Raw genomic sequence first — 20,812 nt, 5'->3', positions numbered from 1 at the left:
GAAAATGTATGGGATACTATAAATATCATCCCATAGAACACAATATGTAATTATTCAATAAGTGTATTGGTCATACGTATAATCTGATAGAAAAATCGTCACTCGTCTAATAGATTTATCCCCATTTATGCAATTATATAAATGAAAAGCAATGCATTGCCCTTGTCATGGAAATTTGGTGTTGCGAAACAATCTTTGCATGGTCATATTTTTATAGAGCATACAAAAAAGGTTGCTGTAGACCCACTCAACTTTGATTTGTTAGCATAGAAACAAAGACTAATAAATTGAGGTTTAATAATGAATTCCGCAAAAATCGCATTTCTTTCAGTCATAAGTAATTCTGTTATCGTTATCTTAAAAATAATTGTAGGGATTTTAACAGGGTCAGTCGCTGTTTTATCGGAGGCTATCCATTCGTCTTTGGATCTAATGGCTTCTTTGATCGCTTTTTTCTCTGTTCGAATTTCAAACAAACCGGCGGATAAAGATCACCGATATGGACATGGCAAAGTAGAAAATCTTTCCGGAACAATCGAAACTTTATTAATTTTTATAGCCGGTTTTTGGATCATTTATGAGTGTGTTCATAAACTCATTAATCCTATGCCCATTAAACTACCCATGTTAGGTATTCTTGTCATGCTATTTGGGGCACTAGTAAATTTAGTCGTATCAAAAATCATTAGCCGAACAGCGAAAAAAACAAAATCGATGGCAATGAAATCTAATGCACTTCATTTACTTACAGATGTATACACTTCACTTGGTGTTGCGGCCAGTTTATTACTTGTAAGTATTACCGGATGGCATTTTTTAGATCCGATAATCGGTATAGCCCTAGCTATATATATCATGATTGAGGCTTATAAATTGATGAAGGAATCTTTTCCTCCATTATTGGATGCAAGCCTATCACAGAACGAAGAAGAAGAAATTTTGAAAATCATTCGATTCTATAAAAAAGAGTTTATTGAATATCATGATTTTCGAACAAGACGCTCTGGACCTAATGAATGGATAGACTTTCATCTTGTAGTACCGTCTCACTATAACTTTGAAAGGGTCCATAGACTATGTGACAAGATAGAAGGAGAAATCATTAATCGATTTCCCGATGCACATGTTTTAATACATCCTGAACCTGAGCATGAACGGCAGTCAAAAGGTAGTCAGTGAAATGATCGTCATAGTGCTATAGAAATAACAAAAAACCTGTAAAGGATCATTCCTCCTACAGGTTTTTCGATTTTATATTACTCGTCCAATGTTATTGATTTAAAACCATATCTCATTTTAAAACAAATTTCTTTATCAATTCATCCAAGTTCTTTGCCATTTGCGTCAAATTCGTAATTGCAGCTGTTATATCATCAATATGGCTTTCTTGTTCCACCGTTCGGTCCACAACGTTTTTCGTATTATCCGCAGATTGACTTGCAGACATCGTAGTCTCTTCAACTGCCGCAGCCACTTCTTCTGAAAAAGCCGACATTTCTTCAGAAGTCTGTGATACTTCTTTTATATGAGAAGACACACTGTGAATGGATTCAACTATGTTTTCGAAGGAGTTTCCTGCTTCTTCAACAACCTGAATCCCGGCTTCAACATTACGTGTGACGACATTCATCGCTTCGACCGTTCTACTTGTATTTTCATTCATTTTTTCAATTAAAGCAGCTATGCTGTTTGTCGATTGCTCAGATTGTTCCGCTAGCTTTCTCACTTCATCGGCAACTACTGCAAATCCTTTTCCAGATTCGCCTGCTCTAGCTGCCTCAATTGCAGCATTTAATGCTAACAAATTGGTTTGGGCAGAAATGTCGCGAATCATTTTAATAATAAATGAAATGTCTTCTGATTGTTCTTCCAACATTTTAATCGCACTGGATGAAGCTGAAACAGATTGATTGATAATATTCATTTGATTGATTACATTTTCAATTTTACTTTTTCCACCATTCGCATGCTCTAGACTTAAAGATGACAAGTCAAACACATTTGCCGAAGCGGAAGCGATTTTTTGTATCCCATTAGACATTTGCTCCAACGTTGAGGCGCTTTCTTCTGATGATTTATATTGTGTGTATACACTTTCGGATACCTCTTGAATAGAAGATGAAATTTGATGACTTGCTTCACTTACCTTCTCACTATTTTCTAGTATTTGATTGGATGTATTCATTAATTGAATCGAATTTGAATTGATTCCATCAATGACTTCCTTTAAATCAGATACCATCTGATGAAATGCCTTTGTTAGCATGCCAATTTCGTCTTGACGATTTGTTTCAATTTCAACAGACAAATCGCCTTTACCTACACGCTCCACCTGTTCTGTTAATCTTCGCAAAGGTCTTGTTAAGTAATCCGTAAAAAAGTAGATAATTAATAAACCGACTGCTAAAACGGAGATGGTGATAATAATGAGTTTTATTTCATTAGCAGCCATACCGTCATATACTTCGGCTGCATCCAAATCAGCGCCCATAATTCCAATAATATCCCCCGCTTCCGTTTTAATAGGGACATAGACGGATATTAATGGACCATATCCTGGGTCCTTCGATATTTCATATTCCACATTTCCTGTTTCAAAAGCTCGCTCAAGTGCAGGGAATGTAGAAGCACTTTCTTCTTTTTCACCCAACTCCGATGCATCTTCTGATCCAATCGGCTCGCCATCAACCAAATAATAGTAATCATAGCCGTTTCCATTTTGTACTCGTGTCATCGTATACAAATACACCATTTGATTCAGTTCTCTAATTTTGTTGAGCTCTTCCCGTAGTTCGCTGTAATAACCAGTTTCACTCGAGTTAATATTCAATTCCTTATATCGTTCCATATCAATTACGTTTGTTGCTTTTTCAATAGTGTTTGACGCTTGTTTACCAACAGATTCCTTTACAAAGTCCATGGATGATTTGTAGACAGTAACACTAATTAACAAGCAAGATAGTAATAGTAAAACGAAAAAAATAAAGACCATTTTCAGCTTTAAACTAATTTTCATCATAATTCTCCTATATTCGACGTTAATTTCCATAATGTGACTTACACTCCATACATTACTAAAAATTATACTTAATATTTCAGCACATTGTCTATGTGGTTTGTAATATTAAGCGGGACTTTCGACTCAATCTTTACAAATTTTCGAAGTTTTCTAGAATGATTTATAATTGGAATAACAATTACTCTGAGGTGAGATTATTGAGAAGCAGGCAAGAAATGATGGACTTAGGAAATAGCTTTGCCCGTCATTGCGATAAAATTAGGCTTTTTACACTAGAAGGCTCACTTACAAACCCGAACATTCCGAAAGACGAATTTCAAGACTATGACTTTAGTTATTTTGTAACGGACATGGAATATTTCAAAAAAAGTGACGATTGGTTAGACTATTTTGGTAAGAGGATAATAACGCAAAAACCGGAGGCAATGGAGTTATTTCCAGCTGAACTAGGAAACTGGTTCTCGTATCTTATGATTTTTGAAGATGGTACGAAAATTGATCTTACTCTTATCCCTTTGAACGAATATGAGGATTATTTTAAAAATAGTGATGGATTAGTAGAGGTATTATTGGATAAAGATAACCTCATTCAAGATCCTGTCATTCCGTCTGATCGTATGTATCATATTCAAAAGCCTGGCCATCAATCCTTTGATGACTGCTGTAATGAGTTTTGGATGACCGCTACATACGTTGCGAAAGGTCTTGCCAGAAAAGAAATTCTCTTTGCGATCGATATGATGAACGGCCCTTTCCGACCAAATCTACTTACGATGCTGCGTTGGAAAGTAGGGATCGAAACTGATTTTTCCTTGAGCATCGGAAAGTCAGATAAGTTTCTAAAAAAATATGTTTCGGACACAGCGTGGAATACGTTGTTATCTACGTACGATATGAGTTCCTATGAGAAAATGTGGGATGCCCTTTATACAAGTATTGAGTTATTTAGAGAAACTTCATACCATATTGCAGAAACATTAGGATATCCATACCCTGATTATGATGAAAAAGTAAGTAGTTATATAGAGAGTATTCGTGAAAAATACATAAATTAATGCAGTATATTCATGTACTCAAAGAAAATAAAATCAAGAGGGAAATGTAAGAAACATCATTCAAGGTTTTTAAAATGTTCTAGCGAGAGATTCTAGTCATCCATTCAAAATCCAAGTTATTGAAGGAATTTTTAATAGTTTAGAGAAGTACTTAATGTAATCTATTTAATATGTAAAATGATCATAATAAGAAATAATACTTCCTTATCTGGTCTTAACACAAAAAACTGGGAGGTCATTCTATTGCCGAATGAAGATATTAAAATTTTTGGTGGTAGTACCGGAAAATCCTTTGCGCAGAAAATGTGTGACTACTTGGGAATTGATTTGGGGAAATCAGAGGTATTTAAATTCTCTGACGGGAATATTTTTGTAAAGATTTGTGAGACAGTAAGGGATCACGATGTTTATCTTGTACAGCCAATAGGGTTAAATCCTAATGATGAATTTACAGAGATCCTTTTTTGGATGGATGCGTTTAAGCGAGCTAGTGCAAACTCAGTAACAGCTATTATTCCCTATTTCGGATATGCAAAGGGTGATAAAAAAGACGAACCCAGAGTTTCAATCCGAGCGAGAGTTTGTGCCGAATGTATTGAGCTGGCTGGCGCCGATAGGATATTAACAATGGACCTTCATAGTCCGCAAATCCAAGGTTTTTTTAAAAAACCTGTAGACCATTTATTTGCTCTCCCTATTCTTTGTGAATATGTAAAAAGCTTAAATATAGAAAATTTGGTTGTTGTTTCCCCAGATGTAGGATTTGCAAAGCAAGCAAGAAATTTTGCTTCCAATCTGCAAGTACAAGTTGCGATTGGGGATAAAACAAGAAAATCCCATGATGAAAAAGCAAAGGTATTAGAGATTATTGGGAACGTAAAAGGAAAAAATGCCCTTATAGTCGATGATTTCAGTATTTCGGGCGGAACATTAGTAGATTTAGCAAATGGTCTAAAGGAAAGAGGGGCTCAAAGAATATTTGCTTTAGTCTCCCATCATATGCTCAGTCGATCTGGAGCAGAAAAGGTAGAAAATAGCCCGATCGAGTTGCTTATTAGCACCGATTCTGTATTAAACGAATCCATAATATCCAATAAAACGAAGATAGTTTCAGTTGCCCCTTTATTTGCAGAGGCGATTGTACGAATCCATAACAGGGAATCAGTCAGTTCATTATTTGATTCTGCGCCTCATACTGTATATAAAAAATCCCTTGATTGATGTAACTATTTCTCTATGAAATCAATCGAACGCAAAAATATAATAAAAAGGGAGAACACATACTTGTTGAACTGCCCCCAGTCAAGTAGACAGTGGAAATAATAAAAACTAATCTAAGCGGCGTTAGCTCTATATTCCAGAGGGCTAAGGCCGTTTAGTCGTTTTTGATATCTTTCATGATTATAAAAACGAATGTATTCATTTATCGCTTTAGAGAGGTCTTCAAATGTCTCGTACTTATCTAGATAATACTTCTCGCATTTGAGTGTACCCCAAAAAGATTCCATCGGTCCATTATCGATACACCTACCAACTCGTGACATACTCTGTGTCATCTCTGCTTTATCAATTCTACGTTTAAAGCCATGAGAGGTATATTGGAATCCACGATCACTATGAATAAGTGGATGATTCTCGTCCAATTGTTTTGTAGCTTGATCAAGTGTTTTAAACACAAGGTTATTATTATTGGAATGTCCTAAAACATAGCTAACAATTGAGCCATCATACAGGTCAAGAATAGCGCTTAAATAAGCTTTCTTTGATGGACCATATTTAAATTCTGTGACATCAGTTACCCATTTTTCATTGGGCTTTTCAGCTTTGAAGTCACGATTTAATACATTCTCCGCAACATGTTGGGGGATAGAACGCTTATAACGTTTCTTCTTTTTCCGTATGATGGATTGTAAACCAGCAACCCTCATCAGCCTATAATAACGTTTGTGGTTGAAGTTCTGCTCGAATTTTCGATTTATGTTCAACATCATTCTACGATAGCCATAAATGCCCCCCACTTTTTCATGGAGAGCCTTCATCTCTTTTATAATTTCATCATTCTGAAGTTCTCTTGCAGATGGTGTACGTTTAAGCCACTTATAGTAAGCAGCTCTTGAAATACCAGCGATTTTACAAAGCAAGAAAAGACTCAAATCTTCCTTCACATGAACCTCATGAATAGCGATATAAATAGTTTCAAATCGGATTCGGCTTACTTTCGCCTCCTTTCGATCTCCTCTAACTTTTTTAAGAATAAGTTCTCCGCACGTAAACGTTCATTTTCTCTTTCTAACTTTTTCATCTGAAGTTTGATTTTCTCTTCTGGCGTTAGCTCAGCTTCTTCCTTCTTTCTTCCACGTTTATCTTTAAGTGCCTCATCTCCGCCATCTTCATACTTCTTAACCCACTGATACACTTGTTGATAAGAAACTTCAAACGTCTCTGCTGTTTTTTGATAATCTTTACCGTTCCCCAAGAAATCCAGCACTATTTGTATCCGTTCATCCCAAGTAGTTTTTCTCCCTTTAGTCATAGAGATCGTCCTTCCTTTCGACGTATCCTTTAATTCTCTATGATTATTATACTTGTTAATCCATTTTCTGAGGACAGAGTTATCCGAGATATTGTACTTTCTCACAATCTCTCGAAGAGAGAATTCACCTGACTGATAATCCCGGACAGCAGCTAGTTTTAATTCTTTACTGTACTTTTTCCAAGATGATGACTCTTTAAGACCTTCGGTACCATATTTATCAAATTTATATTTCCACTCATTAATTGTGGAAATATTCACCTTATACTTGGTAGAGATTTCAGTTAATGTCCATTTTCCATCCTCGCATGCTTTTATTACTTTATACTTATACTCCGCTGTGAAAGCTCTTTTAGACACAAAAATGCCCCCTTTTTGGTAGTCAGATTTTTATTTTTTAATCTGTCTACCGTAAGGGGAGCATATCATGTCATACAAATGTGTTCTCTTTGATTTTTAAGATTATTAGAATTTCACCTTGTTAGCCTAAAACGGTGCCAACATCAAACTTTAAGGACTCCATCTAATAAACACTAATCATTTTATGAACTGCTGTTATATTATTTAAAACTTTATCACTAGTTTTTCGACTCATTAACTTCCCGTACTTTATAAACGATTTTTCGGATGCTGTCTAAGGATAAGTTGTATATCCGTTCCAACTCCTCAAAAGACTGGCCATCTCGATATAGTCGATAAATCTCTTCATTTCTTTGCTTAATTAACCGACGAGAACCATTCACTTCTCCCCATCCCGCTCGCTCATTCGTTTTCTTCGGGATATAGATCAGCTCTCCCTGAATATACTTCTGAAGCTCCTTTAGCAAATGAGGGGGAAGCACCTCTTTTCCATTTTTGTATTGCAAAAATTTACATCCTCCTTATTAAGATGTACGTATATAAAACTTTTCGTGTTATCCACTTTTAAAAACTCCTTTCGTCCTTTATTAAGAAAACCCTTACAAAATATGCAGGTGTTTCCCTTATTGGTAATAGTATACTGGATTATGGAAAGATATAAAATAGTAAAAGAGGCCGCAATACGTGCGACCCCTAATTTGCGATTTCCGCTTAAGCGGAAACCACCTCGTTATGCGTGATCAAAATAATCAGCCTCCTTTCCAAAAATCTATCGGCCCGACACCTTAATTAACTCATAATTATTGGTATCGGAACAAGTGAGAAAACAATTATAATTGATTTTTACCACAAAACTAGGTCAGGATGTTTTTGATATTTATGTTTGTAACTGCTCAAAAAGCTTCTCCCACTGCTTTTCAAGCTCCTCTTTTTTCACATATAGCTGCTGAAGCTGTTCTAAATCACGAACCTCACCTAACTCCTGCTCTACTTCCGTAATTTCACGCTCCAGCACTTCTAATTCTTTTTCCAAATCATGCCTAGAAATGATCACAACTCCCTTGCTTTTAGGAGGAGGTGCTTCCGATCTTTTCTTAACTATAATATTTTCCTTGCTACATAACGCCTTTTCATTCATTTTTTCTCGAGCATATTGATAATTTCCTCCAAAACCATGCACTTCTTTAGCGTCAATCCAATATATTTTTTCAAATAACTTATTTAGGAAGTAACGATCATGAGAAACAGCAAGAATGGTTCCATTATAATGTTCAAGAGTATCCTCTAATATTTCTAGAGACTCGATATCTAGATGGTTAGTTGGTTCATCTAATACTAGAAAGTTAATATCTTGATACATAAGCTGCGCTAAACGGAGCCTCATTCTTTCCCCTCCACTAAGCTGAGAAACTTTTCTAAAGACTGTGTGTCCATAAAATAAGAATCTCGATAATATATTTCTTGCTTCACCTTCTGTTACACTAACTTCATTACGAAACACTTCAATGATCGTCTCATCCTTAACCTCCGAAAAAATATGTTGCGACAGGTAACCGATTTTCACATTACTACCTAAACGAACTTCCCCTTCATCAGGGTGTAACTGCTGAATCATCATTTTTATCAGCGTTGATTTTCCTGTCCCATTCTCGCCTACAATTGCAACTCTTTCCTGATAAGCTATATTCATATTCACATTTTTGAAAAGAAGCTTTTCACCAAACATCTTAGATACGTTTTGTAGCGTCATCACATCATTTCCACTACGTGCAGTAGACTCCATCTCAAGATTCATTTTCTTTCGATTTAAAATAGGTCGATTCAATTTTTCCATTCTTTCTAACGCTCTTTCCATATTTCTCGCTCGCTTATGAAGACCTTCATTAGGTGGATTCGCTCTATTCGCCCATTCGCGAAGACGTTTGATGGCTTCTTTCATTTTCTTTATTTTCTTTTGCTGCTCTTGATATGCTTGAAATTCTCTTAGTAGACGTTCTTCTTTTTCTTTCACAAAATCTGAAAAGTTTGTGTGATAGCACTCGATTTCGCCATCTTCCAAATCTAAAATCTTATTAACGACTTCATCTAAAAAATATCGATCATGAGAAATGACAAGGATCGTTCCAGAATAATCTCGCAAAAAGTTCCCAAGCCATTCAACTGCCTGTAAATCTAAATGGTTCGTCGGCTCATCCAACAGTAAGAAATCAGGATTTTTAAGGAGGCTAAGGGCTAATCCGACTTTCGTCTTTTCCCCACCGCTCAGTTTAGAAAATGATTTATCTAATAAGTCTGCAATATTTAAACCATTAACGATTTTTTCTATATTCGCATCTATTTCATAACCGCCGCTTAACGCAAAATCGTCTTGTACTTTACCATAGTCCACAATTAATCTTTCAAGTTTCACGTTATTTGTTTCTTTGCTCATCTTCAATTCAAGTTCCTGCATCTTTTTTTCTATCTGTAATAGTTTTGTGAAGGCTGTCATTAATACTTCATTACTTGTTAATTCATTATGATAGTCAGGAATTTGTGCAAGATAACTAATTTGTGACCCTTTTTTCCAATGGATTTGACCAGAGTCCGGTGTTTCCAAACCTGCTAATAATTTTAATAATGTCGTTTTCCCACTACCGTTCCTCCCGACTAAACCTACCCGATCTTTTTCACTTATTTCAAATGCGATATTTTCAAAAATGGTGTTGCCACCATACATCTTTGAGACTTGATTAACACTACATGTAAGCATGCATATACCTCCCTTTTCGTTAAAAACAAAAAAGCCATAGGAAACCACATACTCCCCATAGCTTTTCAATCATGAATTTTAAGAAATAAAAAAGAAGAGCATGAAAAGCTCCTCTTCAAACCGTCCATATAAAATGTGGGTATAGAGATGTTTTCACCGTTTTAGATTTGCTATGAAGTTGTTAAAAAAGGGCATACGTATCCCGTTAACAACTAAAACAGCAAATTTTGCACGGCAAAAATATAAGAATTCCATCCAAAAACCGTGCACTAAAACAGTCTGATTTAACACCTTTACCCACCTCCGTCTCAAAGATATTTATTCTATTTTAATCATAAGTAAATGATCTTGCAAGGGTTTTCAAGTTAGAATGAACATTTTGTTTCTAATCGTTGACTAGTTTCCATCTAGTACGGAGTCGAGTTTTCCAATTGCCCTTTTCAACACTTGCTTAATCTCTAAAATTTGTTTTTCCCTTTGAACCATATCATGATATTTTTCTGTAAACATCTCTTTTAGCTGAAAAAGATTATTTACATCATTAGACCCATTATCGACTTCATTGGACAAATCAAACATTGCTTTAATTTCAAGTAGAGTAAACCCATTTCTTTTTAATTTAATAATCGTGTTAATATCATCTACATCTTCATTGGAATATTGTCTATGACTGTTTACTATCGTTGGTTTTATTAAACCAATCTTCTCGTAGTAACGTATGGTATCTATATTCAATCCTACCTTTTTTGAAAATACACCTATTTTCACTATCTCACCACTTTTTATATAAATAGAACTAACAGCAAAATAACGAAACTATGAAATACTAATCTAATAAAATGATGACTATACTTTATTTTTCCATTAACGACCAAGCCTTGCATAATTGACAAGATATGCAATCCAATAAATGAAACAATCATAACTGAGAGCATCATTTCCTTTTTTGAAATAAATAAACTTAAAAACAATGTAATTGAAACAATGATAAACATTAGAGAGCGTAATGTAAATCCTCTCTCTTTTAATTGGGTATATCCTGCAAAGATTGTAAGTAAGGAATAGATAGCAATAAACGCAAACACACCCCATACCATATCAGATCACTCCTTTTTTTTTGGAATAACCTAACGATAAATGATGGAGTTAACTCCAGGTCAATATTATTTCTTTTGCAGCAACTTAGAAGTGTACATATTGAGTAATATGGCTTAATCTCACCGAAATCAATATGGCGTATTAGCTACATGATTGTAAAATTTACTGCATAAAATCTCATCCCTAATTTTCTTGCCACACTTTGGGATGCGATATTGTCCCAGAAAGTACTGTATAACGGGATATTTCCCAACTCCCTAACCGCCACTGCCCACCCGGCAACAACTGCAGCAGCATAGCCTCTTCCGCGAAACCCGGTCAATGTCTCTAAACCTGCTTCATGCGCCCTCGATGTGATGCGAACGCTACGACAGATTGAAACAACCCGTCTTCCTTCCAATAGCGCTATACATGGTTGCACATAGTCTATTTCGGAAGTTAGCCATTCGAAACCGTCTAACAAATAATCCGTAATGTTTTCCGGAGTGATGCTTACCACCTTCAATTCTGGAGTAACTTCATTAGGAATTAAATAACAAGGGCCCATCGTGAATCTTTCCCCTTCGAGAAGTTTCATATATTCCTCAAAATGTTTTGGTTTCGTATGGAAATCTCTAGGGATTAATTCATCAACGGACAATCTTTCCAACTTTTCGATAAGCACAGCAGGGACGTCATACCGAAAACGACAAATATTAGTTCCTTCAATAGTCCGTCCCAAAAAGAACTTAGGAGCAGCTGCCTCTCCAGGCCACGGTTCGTTTATTGTACGAAGCCGCTTGTTCTGGTCATGCGAAAACAATGACTCAACATGCAACTCCATCAAATTATGTGCCGAAAGCTGGATTCCTTCCTGATCAATCATGTTTCCATCCCTCCAAATTTAAAAGTGAGGTATTTTGTATATTGATTAACTTAGATTCAAAAACAGGTATACCTCTCCAAATACTTATCTTTGTGAACGTATCTGAAGATAACAGAGGAAATAAGCAAAGGAGGTAAAACCAAATAACGAAAAGATTCCTGGAGTAAAAACGAGATACACACTAATTGGCAATGACCATATAAAAGAAATCAACATCAATCTCTTATTAGACTTTAACGAGGAGATAATGGCTAAACAGGCGGGAATACACAACATAATAAAGGTAATTAAAATCGGTTCTTTTTCAGTAACATTAGAATAGGGATTAAAGAAGCAAAAAAAGCTCCAAAGACAAATGGATAATATCCCTGCTATTACCCCTAATACCGTTGATTTTCTTCGCATGTCCTCACCATTTTCAGAAAAATAAAAATAACCTCTATAGGAAATGTTATCCTAGGAGGTTACTTTAATCAAACATATATATATCTATCTTTCTATTTTTATTATAAAATATCTACGATAGGCTAATATTACTGATCCGATATAAATAATTGGAGCAATAATAAACGTTAATAAAAACTGAATAAATGTTGCACTTTCTAAAGGTTCTTTTAACTCTGTCAAAGCTACTAAACACGGAACGAATAACAACAAGCTAAATCCACAAATACTTATGCAAAACATGGTACTGTGGACTGGATATAATTTAGAAGCAATGAGGACATAAATTAACATAATCAATACAATGATTCCAACAAATATAATGGCATTTTGTGATATTTGTCCATTCCTTAAAAAAACAGTCCCAAATAGAATACCGGCTGTAACAATCACCATTAATAAATTTCTCATGATTTTCCTCCTAGTATGGGATAATAACACCTGTACGAACGACCCTTACAGGTACTTTTGTAGTGTAGGGTAGGACTTTATCTACTGTTCCAGTAAGAATAACGCCTGCAGCATGGATTTGATCAAGATTCTGCTTCTTTTAAGACCCTAGTATCTCTTTTGCATCACTAATTCATCAAAAACATGGTAATAACTTTAAGTAGTTTAAATCATTATGAATTGATTCTTTCTTAGGCAAACGAAATTTTACAATTTTATTATTATTGTTATAGGTGTTGCCGCTCACTTCGATGAAAGACGTTGTATTCAGAGTTGCTCTTGTTCCAAGGATTGTATGAAACGTGCTTATCCTATTCCAATTAATCATATGACCATTTACCTCTTTATATGCTGATGCATTAGAAAGACCCCTACGAAAAAATAGTCATAGGTTGCTCCTCCAGGATATACATTTTCGCTATACATACGATAATATTCGCTTGTTTCATCCGCATCCTTATACATTCTTCTATACATAAAATATTTCCAATACACAGAAGTGCCCACAAAAGAATTAAGATGCTGTTTGTCACAAAAACGAATATGATAATGCTTCGTTTTATCGACTTTCGCCTAGCCTTCTTTGATAAATCAGAAAATGAATCGTCTTGTCGGATATTTGTATAACGATTGAGTAAGAAAAAGGTAAACCAAAATGTACGCCCCTATTTATGGAAAATAAAAAATAACCCCTTTATATTCAAAGAGGTTATTTCCATCGTACCTTATATTAAGGATTTTAGAGATAGCACTAGCTGTTGGTTCCTTTTAATAATAACAACATCAACAAATAGTAATTGAAAATTTGATTTTTTTACGATTCCGTATCCCACGTCATTACTGACTTTTAAGCTTGTTCAAGAGTCATAGTGTCTTAGTATTGGATTCCTTTTCTAAGTACAATTTAATCATCCTTAAAAAATCCTCTATAACCGAATAAATTGTACCCTGTCTTTCAAGATAGTCGCAATATTTTCTAACTATGCTTGAATGGATCTCAAAGTGGTAATCTACACGTTTAGTATGATAGCTTGTCTTTATTGGGATCCCTAATATTCAATCCCCTTCACGAAAACTCGTTACTATTCATTCTTTCGAGAAGACAATTCATCAAGTGTATTTTCTAGAATTTCAATTATTATCTTATTTTGGTTGTATAAGTTATTAAGACGATTTACTACTGCAACAAAACCTAAGATGATTGTGATAAGTAAAAAAATCATTATATAAGCTCCTCCATTTATTATAATGCGGATTACATGGCTCATGTAATCCGCATTATATTTGTTATGGTTCTCCCTACTGTTGCAGATACTTAAATCATTTTTATTATGTCTACCTCAATTTTAGATGGAGATATTGTTGGAGCATAACGTTTAATTACTTCTCCGTTTCTATCAACTAGAAACTTAGTAAAATTCCATTTAATATCAGAAGTTACAAATCCTTTTGATTCATTTGTTAAATATTTATAAAGAGGATGGGCATCCTTCCCCTTCACATTAACCTTTTTAAATAAAGGAAACTGTACTCCGTAATTTACCTGACATGTTTCTATGACTTCCTCATTTGATCCAGGCTCTTGATTCATAAACTGATTACAAGGAAAGCCTAACACCTCAAAATCTTTCTCCTTATAATTATCATATAGTTCCTGCAGTTCTTTTAGCTGAGGTGCGAATCCACACTTTGTTGCTGTATTCACTATTAGGAGGACCTTTCCCTCATAGTCACTTAATAACTTTTCTTCTCCATTCATCAAAGTTGCAGAAAATTGATAAACACTCATTATTACCCCTCATTCCATATTGAATTTTCCAAAAAACGGATTTCTTTATATAAACATATTAAAAAAGAAGGCGAAAATTCAACTTTCATTTATTTCATACAAAGGTGAAATGCCCGTTGCAAAAAAAGGAGGAAATTGTAAATTGTACAGGTTTGTGCCAGTTATGAAAGGGGTGAAATCGCACACTAATCAATTGAAAAAAATAACCTCAAAGGACAAAATGCCATCTAAGAGGTTTTACGATTCCGCTATTTATTGACTTCCCTTATTAACCCACTCGCAACTGCAACTTTCAGCAAAACAGTACTAGGTCAGTGTAGCTTGGAAGTACAATAATCGCCCTGCCAGTATCATGGAAGTATATAAAGCTAAGAGCATTATTTCTTGGCCACCATGTGATTTTTGTACTGAGCTTTCGATATTTTTATTCCTGAACTATCATGATTTGATTTCCTTCTGAGTCTAGTAATGTTACAAATGATACATCAGGGAAACGTTCTATTTCTCCTACGATAACTATATTATTATTATTCAGGTATTCGTAAGTCTGATCAACATCTTCTGTTGAAACAGTAAACAACGGGAGTTCAGAAGGCTGGAAATGATCAGAACGATGTGCATCAAGTAATAACGTAAGATTATTTAATTGCATTGAAAAAACTTTATCATATGGTCCCGGGGGGACAGATACTCCAAATAATTTTGCATACCAATTAACCGCCCGATCTATGTCTTTTACATGAACAAATATTGAACTAACATTTGGAGCAATGTTATGTTTTTTTTTCCATTTTTTGATTCATCCCCTTATTAATTAGTTATTTTCTAAGACTTCTACAACATTTGGAATAACGGTTATATTATTCATAATAAACCATCAAAAGTGGGAAATGTATAATTTTTCTATAAATTGAAAAAATAGTTAATAAAGGAACAGAAATGGTTTAAGAATGGGATGAAAAAGGTAAAACCTTAAAAAACCTCTAAGGGCATTATGCTTTCCTAAGAGGTTTTCTGGTAACTATCTTATTGATTTCCTTTTTTAACCCACTCAGCCACCGTAACCGTGCGCTTAGCTTGATGCTTCACTGCAGCTTGAACATCATCAATCATTTTGCCATCTTGCCCTACCGTTACACTCGTGCCATAAGGATTACCGCCTGCACCAAACAATACTTGGTCAGTGTAACCCGGCGGTACAATAATGGCACCCCAATGCATCATGGATGTATATAGAGCTAAAACCGTTGCTTCTTGACCACCATGTGGATTTTGTGCGGAGGTCATGGCACTTACGACCTTGTTCACTGTTTTTCCAGTAGCCCAAAGACCACCTTGAATATCGAGGAATTGTTTCATTTGAGAAGCAATGTTGCCAAATCGTGTTGGAGTACTAAAAATGATGGCGTCTGCCCATTCTAAATCAGCTGAGGTCGCGATTGGCACGTCCTTCGTGGCCTCTACCGTTGCTTTCCATACTTCATTTCCTTGGATAACAGAATCCGGCGCTAACTCTTGAACTTTTAATACTTTAACTTCTGCACCTGCTTCTTTTGCCCCTTCTTCAGCCCATTTTGCTAATTGAAAGTTAGTTCCACCCATACTGTAAAAAACAACTGCTAGCTTAACGTTTGTCATTTTTCTTTCTCCTTTTTAGAAAAGTTCATAGCACTCGTAGTTTTTCTTATGCTAGAATTTCTATTCCTAAAAAGTTCATGTGAGTAAAATAAGGATAAATCCATTTGATAAATTTGAATATAACAGACCACTTTCTTAGGAATAATGGAAGAATAAATAGAAAATGCTATTTAAAATAGGAGGGTTTGTTTACGTCAGGAGGGGCAGTATTGTTCAATCAGATTGTAAAAGTTGTACCCAATCTATTCACAATCGGAAATTTATTATGCGGTGTTCTTTCAATAACCTTTAATATGAGTGGTTATTTACAAACAGCCTCTATTTTTATTTTCTTATCAGCTGCTTTAGATCTCTTTGACGGCAGGATTGCGAGAAAATTAAAAGTGAATAGTGAATACGGTGTAGAACTTGATTCCTTAGCTGATATTGTTAGCTTCGGAGTTGCCCCTGCACTTCTATTTCATTCAATAGCGGCACCGTCTATTTTAACTTCTTTAGCATTCTTTCTTTTCCCAACGATGGGTGCATTAAGATTAGCTAAATTTAGCGTTAAACCAACCATTGGATATTTTAAAGGATTGCCTATTCCAGCTGCCGGATTGCCATTGGCAGGTATGGGTTTGTTTTTATATAGCAACGCATGGATTACTTTAATCCTCGCTCTTTTAATGGTAAGTCCAATTCGAGTGAAAAAATTTTAATTTATGTGATCCATTATTAAAAAGCTTTTAACATCAGATTATTAAGATCCAAACCCAACCTTACAGAATTTAGGAGTTGGGTTTTACTATTTTTTCTTTAAATAAATACCTACGCTACGGAGCCTGACAATAAAAAAAGAATCCTCGCAATTAACATTTCTATTCACCAAGCTTGAGGATAATCAAAGTTTTTTTACAAAAGGTTTAAGCCAAAGTACACTGCATAGAAATCAATATTCCCTCGCGCAATTAAAATTACATACGAAAATACTATACTACTATAATTAAAAAATGAAACTATGGAACTATTTGTGAGTGATTATACTTAGGAAAAATGATTCATTTTTAGGTAAAATCATTTGTTTTATTGAAAATTTACATTAAATTAACCCTCTTAATATATCCTCTGCTTATAATTGGGACGTCAAAATAAAGTAAGGGGAGCGAAATATGAAAAAAATAGTTTTTAAGAGGTTATTAAATTTACTAGTTATTGCCCTTCTAGTTCTACCAATCTTCTCCAGTCTTTCCATTCGTGCACACGCAGAAGACACTGTGTCTGTTAAATTACTTTCTGTGAACGATTTACACGGAAAGATTGATGTAACAGGAACAGTTAATAATGTGAATTATGGACGTGCTGATTATTTGGCTACATACTTAAAAGCCCGTAAAGCACTCAATCCAAATAACACGCTGATCATCCATTCTGGAGATATGATTGGAGGAAGCTCTCCAGTTTCAGCCTTGCTTCAAGATGAACCAACTGTTGAAATCATGCATTCGATCGGATTCGATGTAGGTACTGTGGGCAACCACGAATTTGATGAGGGTACACAAGAACTTCTTAGGATGATACATGGCGGAGACCATCCAAACGGCACTAAAGGATACAAAGGGATGAACTTCCCGGTTGTTGCTGCTAATGTGGAGTACAAAGATACTGGAAAGCTCGTATTTGATCCGTATGCGATTAAAGAAGTGGCTGGTGTAAAAATTGGATTTATTGGTGTAGCCACGGTTGAAACACCTAATATGGTGATGGCTTCTGGTATTCAAGATATTCGTTTCACGGACGAAGCAGCAGCTGTCAATAAATATACAGAGGAGCTAAAAGCGCAAGGGATTAAAGCAATTGTCGTTTTAGCTCACGTCCCTGGAAATCAAAGCGGTGAAACAGCAACTGGTCAAATTGCAAACTTAGCGAAGAAAACAGATGATGAAGTAGATGTCATAATCGCTGCACATAACCATGTGAAACTCAATGCAACTGTAGACAACAAACTTATTGTACAAGCTTGGGAATATGGAAAAGCCTTTGCAGACATTGATTTGAAAATTGACCCTTCTACAGGTGACATTGTTGAAAAAAGCGCGGAAATCGTTGATGTGATTCAAGAACATGTAACTCCCGATCCGGAAGTCAGTGCTATTTTAGCCAAATATAAAGAATTAGTTGGACCAAGATTGAATGAAATAGTGGGCTTTGCTGCTGTTCCAATGGTTGGAGGCTATCCGGTAAAAGGCATCATTGGTGACAATGCTCTTGGAAATTTGATTGCAGACGGAATGAATTATGAAATGAAGTCTGATTTTGCGTTAATGAACGGTGGAGGAATTCGTGACATTCTGGACAAAGGCGAAATTACGTGGGAGGATCTTTTCAATATCCAGCCATTTAATAACACACTGATTTCGGTCACCATTCCAGGATCAGCATTGGAACCTATATTAAATGCTCAAATATCATCCTATGGGCCAGACGTCTCAATTGGTGGATTCACTTATACATGGAATAGTGCGACAAATAAAGTAGTGAATATCTATCTTCCGGATGGAACACCAATTGATAAAAATGGGATATATACGCTTACCGTCAACAATTATATGTATGAACATGCGACTGATAAATATAAAATTCGCCAATATGGCAAAAATCCCGTTCAAGGACCTGAAGATTTACAAGCGACTGTAAATTTCGTGAAAAGCTTTAATGGGCCAATCCACTATGTAGCAGACGGAAGAATATCGGAAGATCGCTTGGCACCCGAACTGGCAGATGCGATATTACGTGAGGCTGACTTCAGAGATGGCTCCTATCTTCATGATGTTACAATAACCCTGGAAGCAACGGATGCAGGAATTGGAGTTTCGCATATTGAGTATAGCCTAGATAACGGCGTCACATGGAAACGTTATGAAGAGGGACTTACTGTAAATAAAGAGGGTAAAAACTCCATTCGATACCGTGCGATTGATAAAGTGCATAATGTTTCGAAGACGAAAAATCTTGAAGTATTTATTACATCTGCGACAATTGAAAATACAATTACTTTAGTGAAACAAGCAGAAGGGAATAAAGGAATTAAAACATCCCTTATTGCCCAATTGGAAAATGTGAGTAAGACTTTTGAAAAAGGTAAAGAAGATAAAGCTTATCAATCTTTGGAAAACATGTACCTAAGTGTTAGCGAACTTCCAAATAAGCACTTAGGTGAAGTGGATAAAAAAGAAATTATGATCATGCTTCAACACATCATTGAACATCGAACAGTTAGTAACGGGGACGAGTTCCCGTCATTACTAGCAAGTTAGTTAGACTATCCAAATCCTTATAAATAAAGAATCTTCGCAATCGCTGCGAAGATTCTTTCTATTTTTATGGGATAAGACGTGTACAGTCTCTTGGAAACGCACTTGCTTCACGAACATTCGATAGTTCCAAAAACTTATATACCAATCTTTCTAAGCCAATCGCAAAACCGCCATGTGGAGGACATCCGTACTGAAACGTATTTATATATGACTCAAAATCTTCTACATGCAATCCTTTTTCTTCAAAAGAAGTGATTAACATATTATACTCATGAATTCGCTGTGCACCCGATGTAATTTCTAGCCCTTTATATAACAAGTCAAAAGAATCCGTAATGGCAGGATTATCTTTATTTGGCATTGTGTACATAGGTCTCGCTTCTTTTGGATAATGCGTAATGAAGACAAAATCACTGTCATACATTTCCTTCACATATTTTCCAAGTAACTTTTCACCTTCTGTATCTAAATCTCCTACAGGTGATTCTTTTCGATACCTTGTTTTCAAAATTTCTTGAGCCTCTTCCAGTGTTATCTTTGGAATTTCCGAAATGATAGGTACAGTAGCTTCTAAGAGATTTAATTCTTTTTCACATTTCTGCCCTACCTTTTTAAACATATACCTTAAAACATCTGCCTCTAACTTCATCACTTCATGAAAATCATGGATAAAGCCAAACTCTACGTCCAATGAGATATATTCATTTAAATGACGAGAGGAGTTGTGATATTCTGCCCGGTAAACAGGAGCAATTTCAAAAACACGTTCCAGTCCACCCGCTACCATCATTTGCTTATAAAATTGTGGAGACTGAGCTAAATACGCTTCTTTTTGAAAATATGGGAGTTTAAATACATTTGCTCCCCCTTCAGCTCCTTGGGAAACAATTTTAGGTGTAAATATTTGCGTGAAATCATTCTCTATTAAGTATTCGCTAAATGCTCTTACGAAGGTGGATTGAACCTTAAAAATGGCTGAGACTCGTTCATGTCGAAGGGAGATCACTCGTTCATTTAACATTTGATCCAACCCAACTTGCAGCTTCCTTTTATTCACTTCAAAAGGAAGTCGGTCCGAAGTGTTCAACACCTTCACTTCTTTTGCAAGTACTTCTACCCCTAATTCCGTTTTTGTCGTTTCCACTAGTTCTCCAATAATTTCAACAACACTTTCTACATCTACCTTATATCCTGCCAAGTCGTTTTCTAATACACATTGAATAACGCCTGTTCTGTCACGTAATAATAAAAAACTAAGATTTCCCAAATGGCGGATTTTTTTCACCCAACCTTGTAGTAAAACGACCTTTTTGCTAGATGATTTACATTCACGAATGAGTGACCGCTTCAATGTTTGCTCCATTGTTTTCTCCTCCTATATTTTTCAATTCATTTGCATTATCATTATCATCGTCATCATCCACGGACACTCACCTCCTTTAATGAATACAAAAATCCGCCCCTAATAATAGGGACGGATTTTTCCGCGGTACCACCCAAATTGTCATTTTGA

Annotated in this window: 18 protein-coding genes and 1 other annotated feature (1 of these 19 cut by a window edge); of the genes, 5 read left to right on the top strand and 13 right to left on the bottom strand. The window is 35.5% G+C overall.

The window, feature by feature from the left end; all coding sequences use genetic code 11:
• Positions 1-300 precede the first annotated feature (300 nt).
• Positions 301-1,179 (top strand): cation diffusion facilitator family transporter, encoded by an 879-nt coding sequence (locus KHA93_RS19290; RefSeq protein WP_213112190.1) that lies wholly within the window; start codon positions 301-303, stop codon positions 1,177-1,179.
• A gap of 112 nt (positions 1,180-1,291) precedes the next feature.
• Here the strand turns inward: KHA93_RS19290 and KHA93_RS19285 are convergent, their stop codons facing one another.
• Positions 1,292-3,016 carry a methyl-accepting chemotaxis protein gene (locus KHA93_RS19285; protein WP_213112189.1) on the bottom strand — a complete coding sequence of 575 codons (1,725 nt, stop codon included), beginning with the start codon at positions 3,014-3,016 and terminating at the stop codon, positions 1,292-1,294.
• Between the two features lie 200 nt (positions 3,017-3,216).
• On the opposite strand from KHA93_RS19285, the gene ant(6) reads away from it, so the two are divergent.
• Together ant(6) and KHA93_RS19275 are read left to right on the top strand one after the other, a co-directional pair.
• Complete coding sequence (ant(6), locus tag KHA93_RS19280) at positions 3,217-4,074, top strand: aminoglycoside 6-adenylyltransferase (RefSeq protein ID WP_213112188.1); 858 nt, start codon at positions 3,217-3,219, stop codon at positions 4,072-4,074.
• Positions 4,075-4,317: 243 nt separating this feature from the next.
• On the top strand, positions 4,318-5,295 hold the full coding sequence (locus KHA93_RS19275; protein WP_213112187.1) for a ribose-phosphate diphosphokinase: 978 nt from the start codon (positions 4,318-4,320) through the stop codon (positions 5,293-5,295).
• Positions 5,296-5,408: 113 nt separating this feature from the next.
• Here KHA93_RS19275 and KHA93_RS23920 read toward each other — a convergent pair.
• From KHA93_RS23920 to wrbA, 11 genes are all read right to left on the bottom strand, one after another.
• Positions 5,409-6,967 (bottom strand): IS3 family transposase gene (locus tag KHA93_RS23920; RefSeq protein ID WP_432806324.1). Its coding sequence is split into 2 segments (ribosomal slippage): positions 5,409-6,334 and positions 6,334-6,967, totalling 1,560 coding nucleotides; the frame shifts between segments, so codons are not numbered across the junction.
• Between the two features lie 218 nt (positions 6,968-7,185).
• Positions 7,186-7,473, bottom strand: coding sequence for a CD3324 family protein (locus KHA93_RS19265; RefSeq protein ID WP_213112186.1), 288 nt, complete (start codon positions 7,471-7,473; stop codon positions 7,186-7,188).
• Positions 7,474-7,844: 371 nt separating this feature from the next.
• The gene (gene abc-f, locus KHA93_RS19260) at positions 7,845-9,719 is read right to left on the bottom strand and encodes a ribosomal protection-like ABC-F family protein (RefSeq protein WP_213112185.1); all 1,875 of its coding nucleotides are present in this window, start codon (positions 9,717-9,719) and stop codon (positions 7,845-7,847) included.
• 153 nt (positions 9,720-9,872) lie between these two features.
• Positions 9,873-10,010, bottom strand: a complete 138-nt coding sequence (locus KHA93_RS23665; protein ID WP_349772318.1) for an RAxF-45 family protein — start codon at positions 10,008-10,010, stop codon at positions 9,873-9,875.
• A gap of 105 nt (positions 10,011-10,115) precedes the next feature.
• Entirely contained in the window at positions 10,116-10,487 is a 372-nt protein-coding gene (locus KHA93_RS19255) for a helix-turn-helix domain-containing protein (protein ID WP_213112184.1), read from the bottom strand.
• Positions 10,488-10,501: 14 nt separating this feature from the next.
• Positions 10,502-10,816, bottom strand: a complete 315-nt coding sequence (locus KHA93_RS19250) for a hypothetical protein (protein WP_213112183.1) — start codon at positions 10,814-10,816, stop codon at positions 10,502-10,504.
• 146 nt (positions 10,817-10,962) lie between these two features.
• Positions 10,963-11,682 (bottom strand): kasugamycin N-acetyltransferase AAC(2')-IIb, encoded by a 720-nt coding sequence (aac(2')-IIb, locus tag KHA93_RS19245; protein WP_213112182.1) that lies wholly within the window; start codon positions 11,680-11,682, stop codon positions 10,963-10,965.
• 489 nt (positions 11,683-12,171) lie between these two features.
• A complete protein-coding gene (locus KHA93_RS19240; RefSeq protein ID WP_213112181.1) occupies positions 12,172-12,537 on the bottom strand; it encodes a hypothetical protein in 366 nt (121 codons plus the stop codon).
• A gap of 1,354 nt (positions 12,538-13,891) precedes the next feature.
• Positions 13,892-14,365 (bottom strand): glutathione peroxidase, encoded by a 474-nt coding sequence (locus KHA93_RS19235; RefSeq protein WP_213112180.1) that lies wholly within the window; start codon positions 14,363-14,365, stop codon positions 13,892-13,894.
• Positions 14,366-14,789: 424 nt separating this feature from the next.
• Positions 14,790-15,116, bottom strand: a complete 327-nt coding sequence (locus KHA93_RS19230; protein ID WP_349772362.1) for a VOC family protein — start codon at positions 15,114-15,116, stop codon at positions 14,790-14,792.
• 275 nt (positions 15,117-15,391) lie between these two features.
• Positions 15,392-16,003, bottom strand: coding sequence for an NAD(P)H:quinone oxidoreductase (wrbA, locus tag KHA93_RS19225; protein WP_213112179.1), 612 nt, complete (start codon positions 16,001-16,003; stop codon positions 15,392-15,394).
• Positions 16,004-16,212: 209 nt separating this feature from the next.
• Here wrbA and pssA point away from each other — a divergent pair, with 209 nt between their 5' ends.
• Positions 16,213-16,704: a CDP-diacylglycerol--serine O-phosphatidyltransferase gene (gene pssA / locus KHA93_RS19220; protein ID WP_213112178.1), complete on the top strand. Its 492-nt coding sequence runs from the start codon at positions 16,213-16,215 to the stop codon at positions 16,702-16,704.
• Positions 16,705-17,154: 450 nt separating this feature from the next.
• A complete protein-coding gene (locus KHA93_RS19215) occupies positions 17,155-19,299 on the top strand; it encodes a bifunctional metallophosphatase/5'-nucleotidase (protein WP_213112177.1) in 2,145 nt (714 codons plus the stop codon).
• A gap of 64 nt (positions 19,300-19,363) precedes the next feature.
• On the opposite strand, the gene aspS is transcribed toward KHA93_RS19215, so the two are convergent.
• The gene (gene aspS / locus KHA93_RS19210; RefSeq protein WP_213112176.1) at positions 19,364-20,662 is read right to left on the bottom strand and encodes an aspartate--tRNA(Asn) ligase; all 1,299 of its coding nucleotides are present in this window, start codon (positions 20,660-20,662) and stop codon (positions 19,364-19,366) included.
• 104 nt (positions 20,663-20,766) lie between these two features.
• Positions 20,767-20,812: a binding site (T-box leader), on the bottom strand (it continues 164 nt past the right edge of the window).

Source organism: Lederbergia citrisecunda (genome assembly GCF_018343695.1).
Lineage (GTDB): Bacteria > Bacillota > Bacilli > Bacillales > Bacillaceae_C > Lederbergia > Lederbergia citrisecunda.
This window is presented reverse-complemented; position numbering and strand designations above follow the sequence as displayed.

Bases quoted from the DNA above. Each gene is read 5' to 3' on its own strand.
- KHA93_RS19250 (WP_213112183.1), bottom strand. From the start codon at position 10,816: ATGGTATGGGGTGTGTTTGCGTTTATTGCTATCTATTCCTTACTTACA.
- aspS (WP_213112176.1), bottom strand. From the start codon at position 20,662: ATGGAGCAAACATTGAAGCGGTCACTCATTCGTGAATGTAAATCATCT.
- KHA93_RS19285 (WP_213112189.1), bottom strand. From the start codon at position 3,016: ATGAAAATTAGTTTAAAGCTGAAAATGGTCTTTATTTTTTTCGTTTTA.
- KHA93_RS19215 (WP_213112177.1), top strand. From the start codon at position 17,155: ATGAAAAAAATAGTTTTTAAGAGGTTATTAAATTTACTAGTTATTGCC.
- KHA93_RS19235 (WP_213112180.1), bottom strand. From the start codon at position 14,365: ATGAGTGTTTATCAATTTTCTGCAACTTTGATGAATGGAGAAGAAAAG.
- abc-f (WP_213112185.1), bottom strand. From the start codon at position 9,719: ATGCTTACATGTAGTGTTAATCAAGTCTCAAAGATGTATGGTGGCAAC.
- KHA93_RS19290 (WP_213112190.1), top strand. From the start codon at position 301: ATGAATTCCGCAAAAATCGCATTTCTTTCAGTCATAAGTAATTCTGTT.
- wrbA (WP_213112179.1), bottom strand. From the start codon at position 16,003: ATGACAAACGTTAAGCTAGCAGTTGTTTTTTACAGTATGGGTGGAACT.
- KHA93_RS19240 (WP_213112181.1), bottom strand. From the start codon at position 12,537: ATGAGAAATTTATTAATGGTGATTGTTACAGCCGGTATTCTATTTGGG.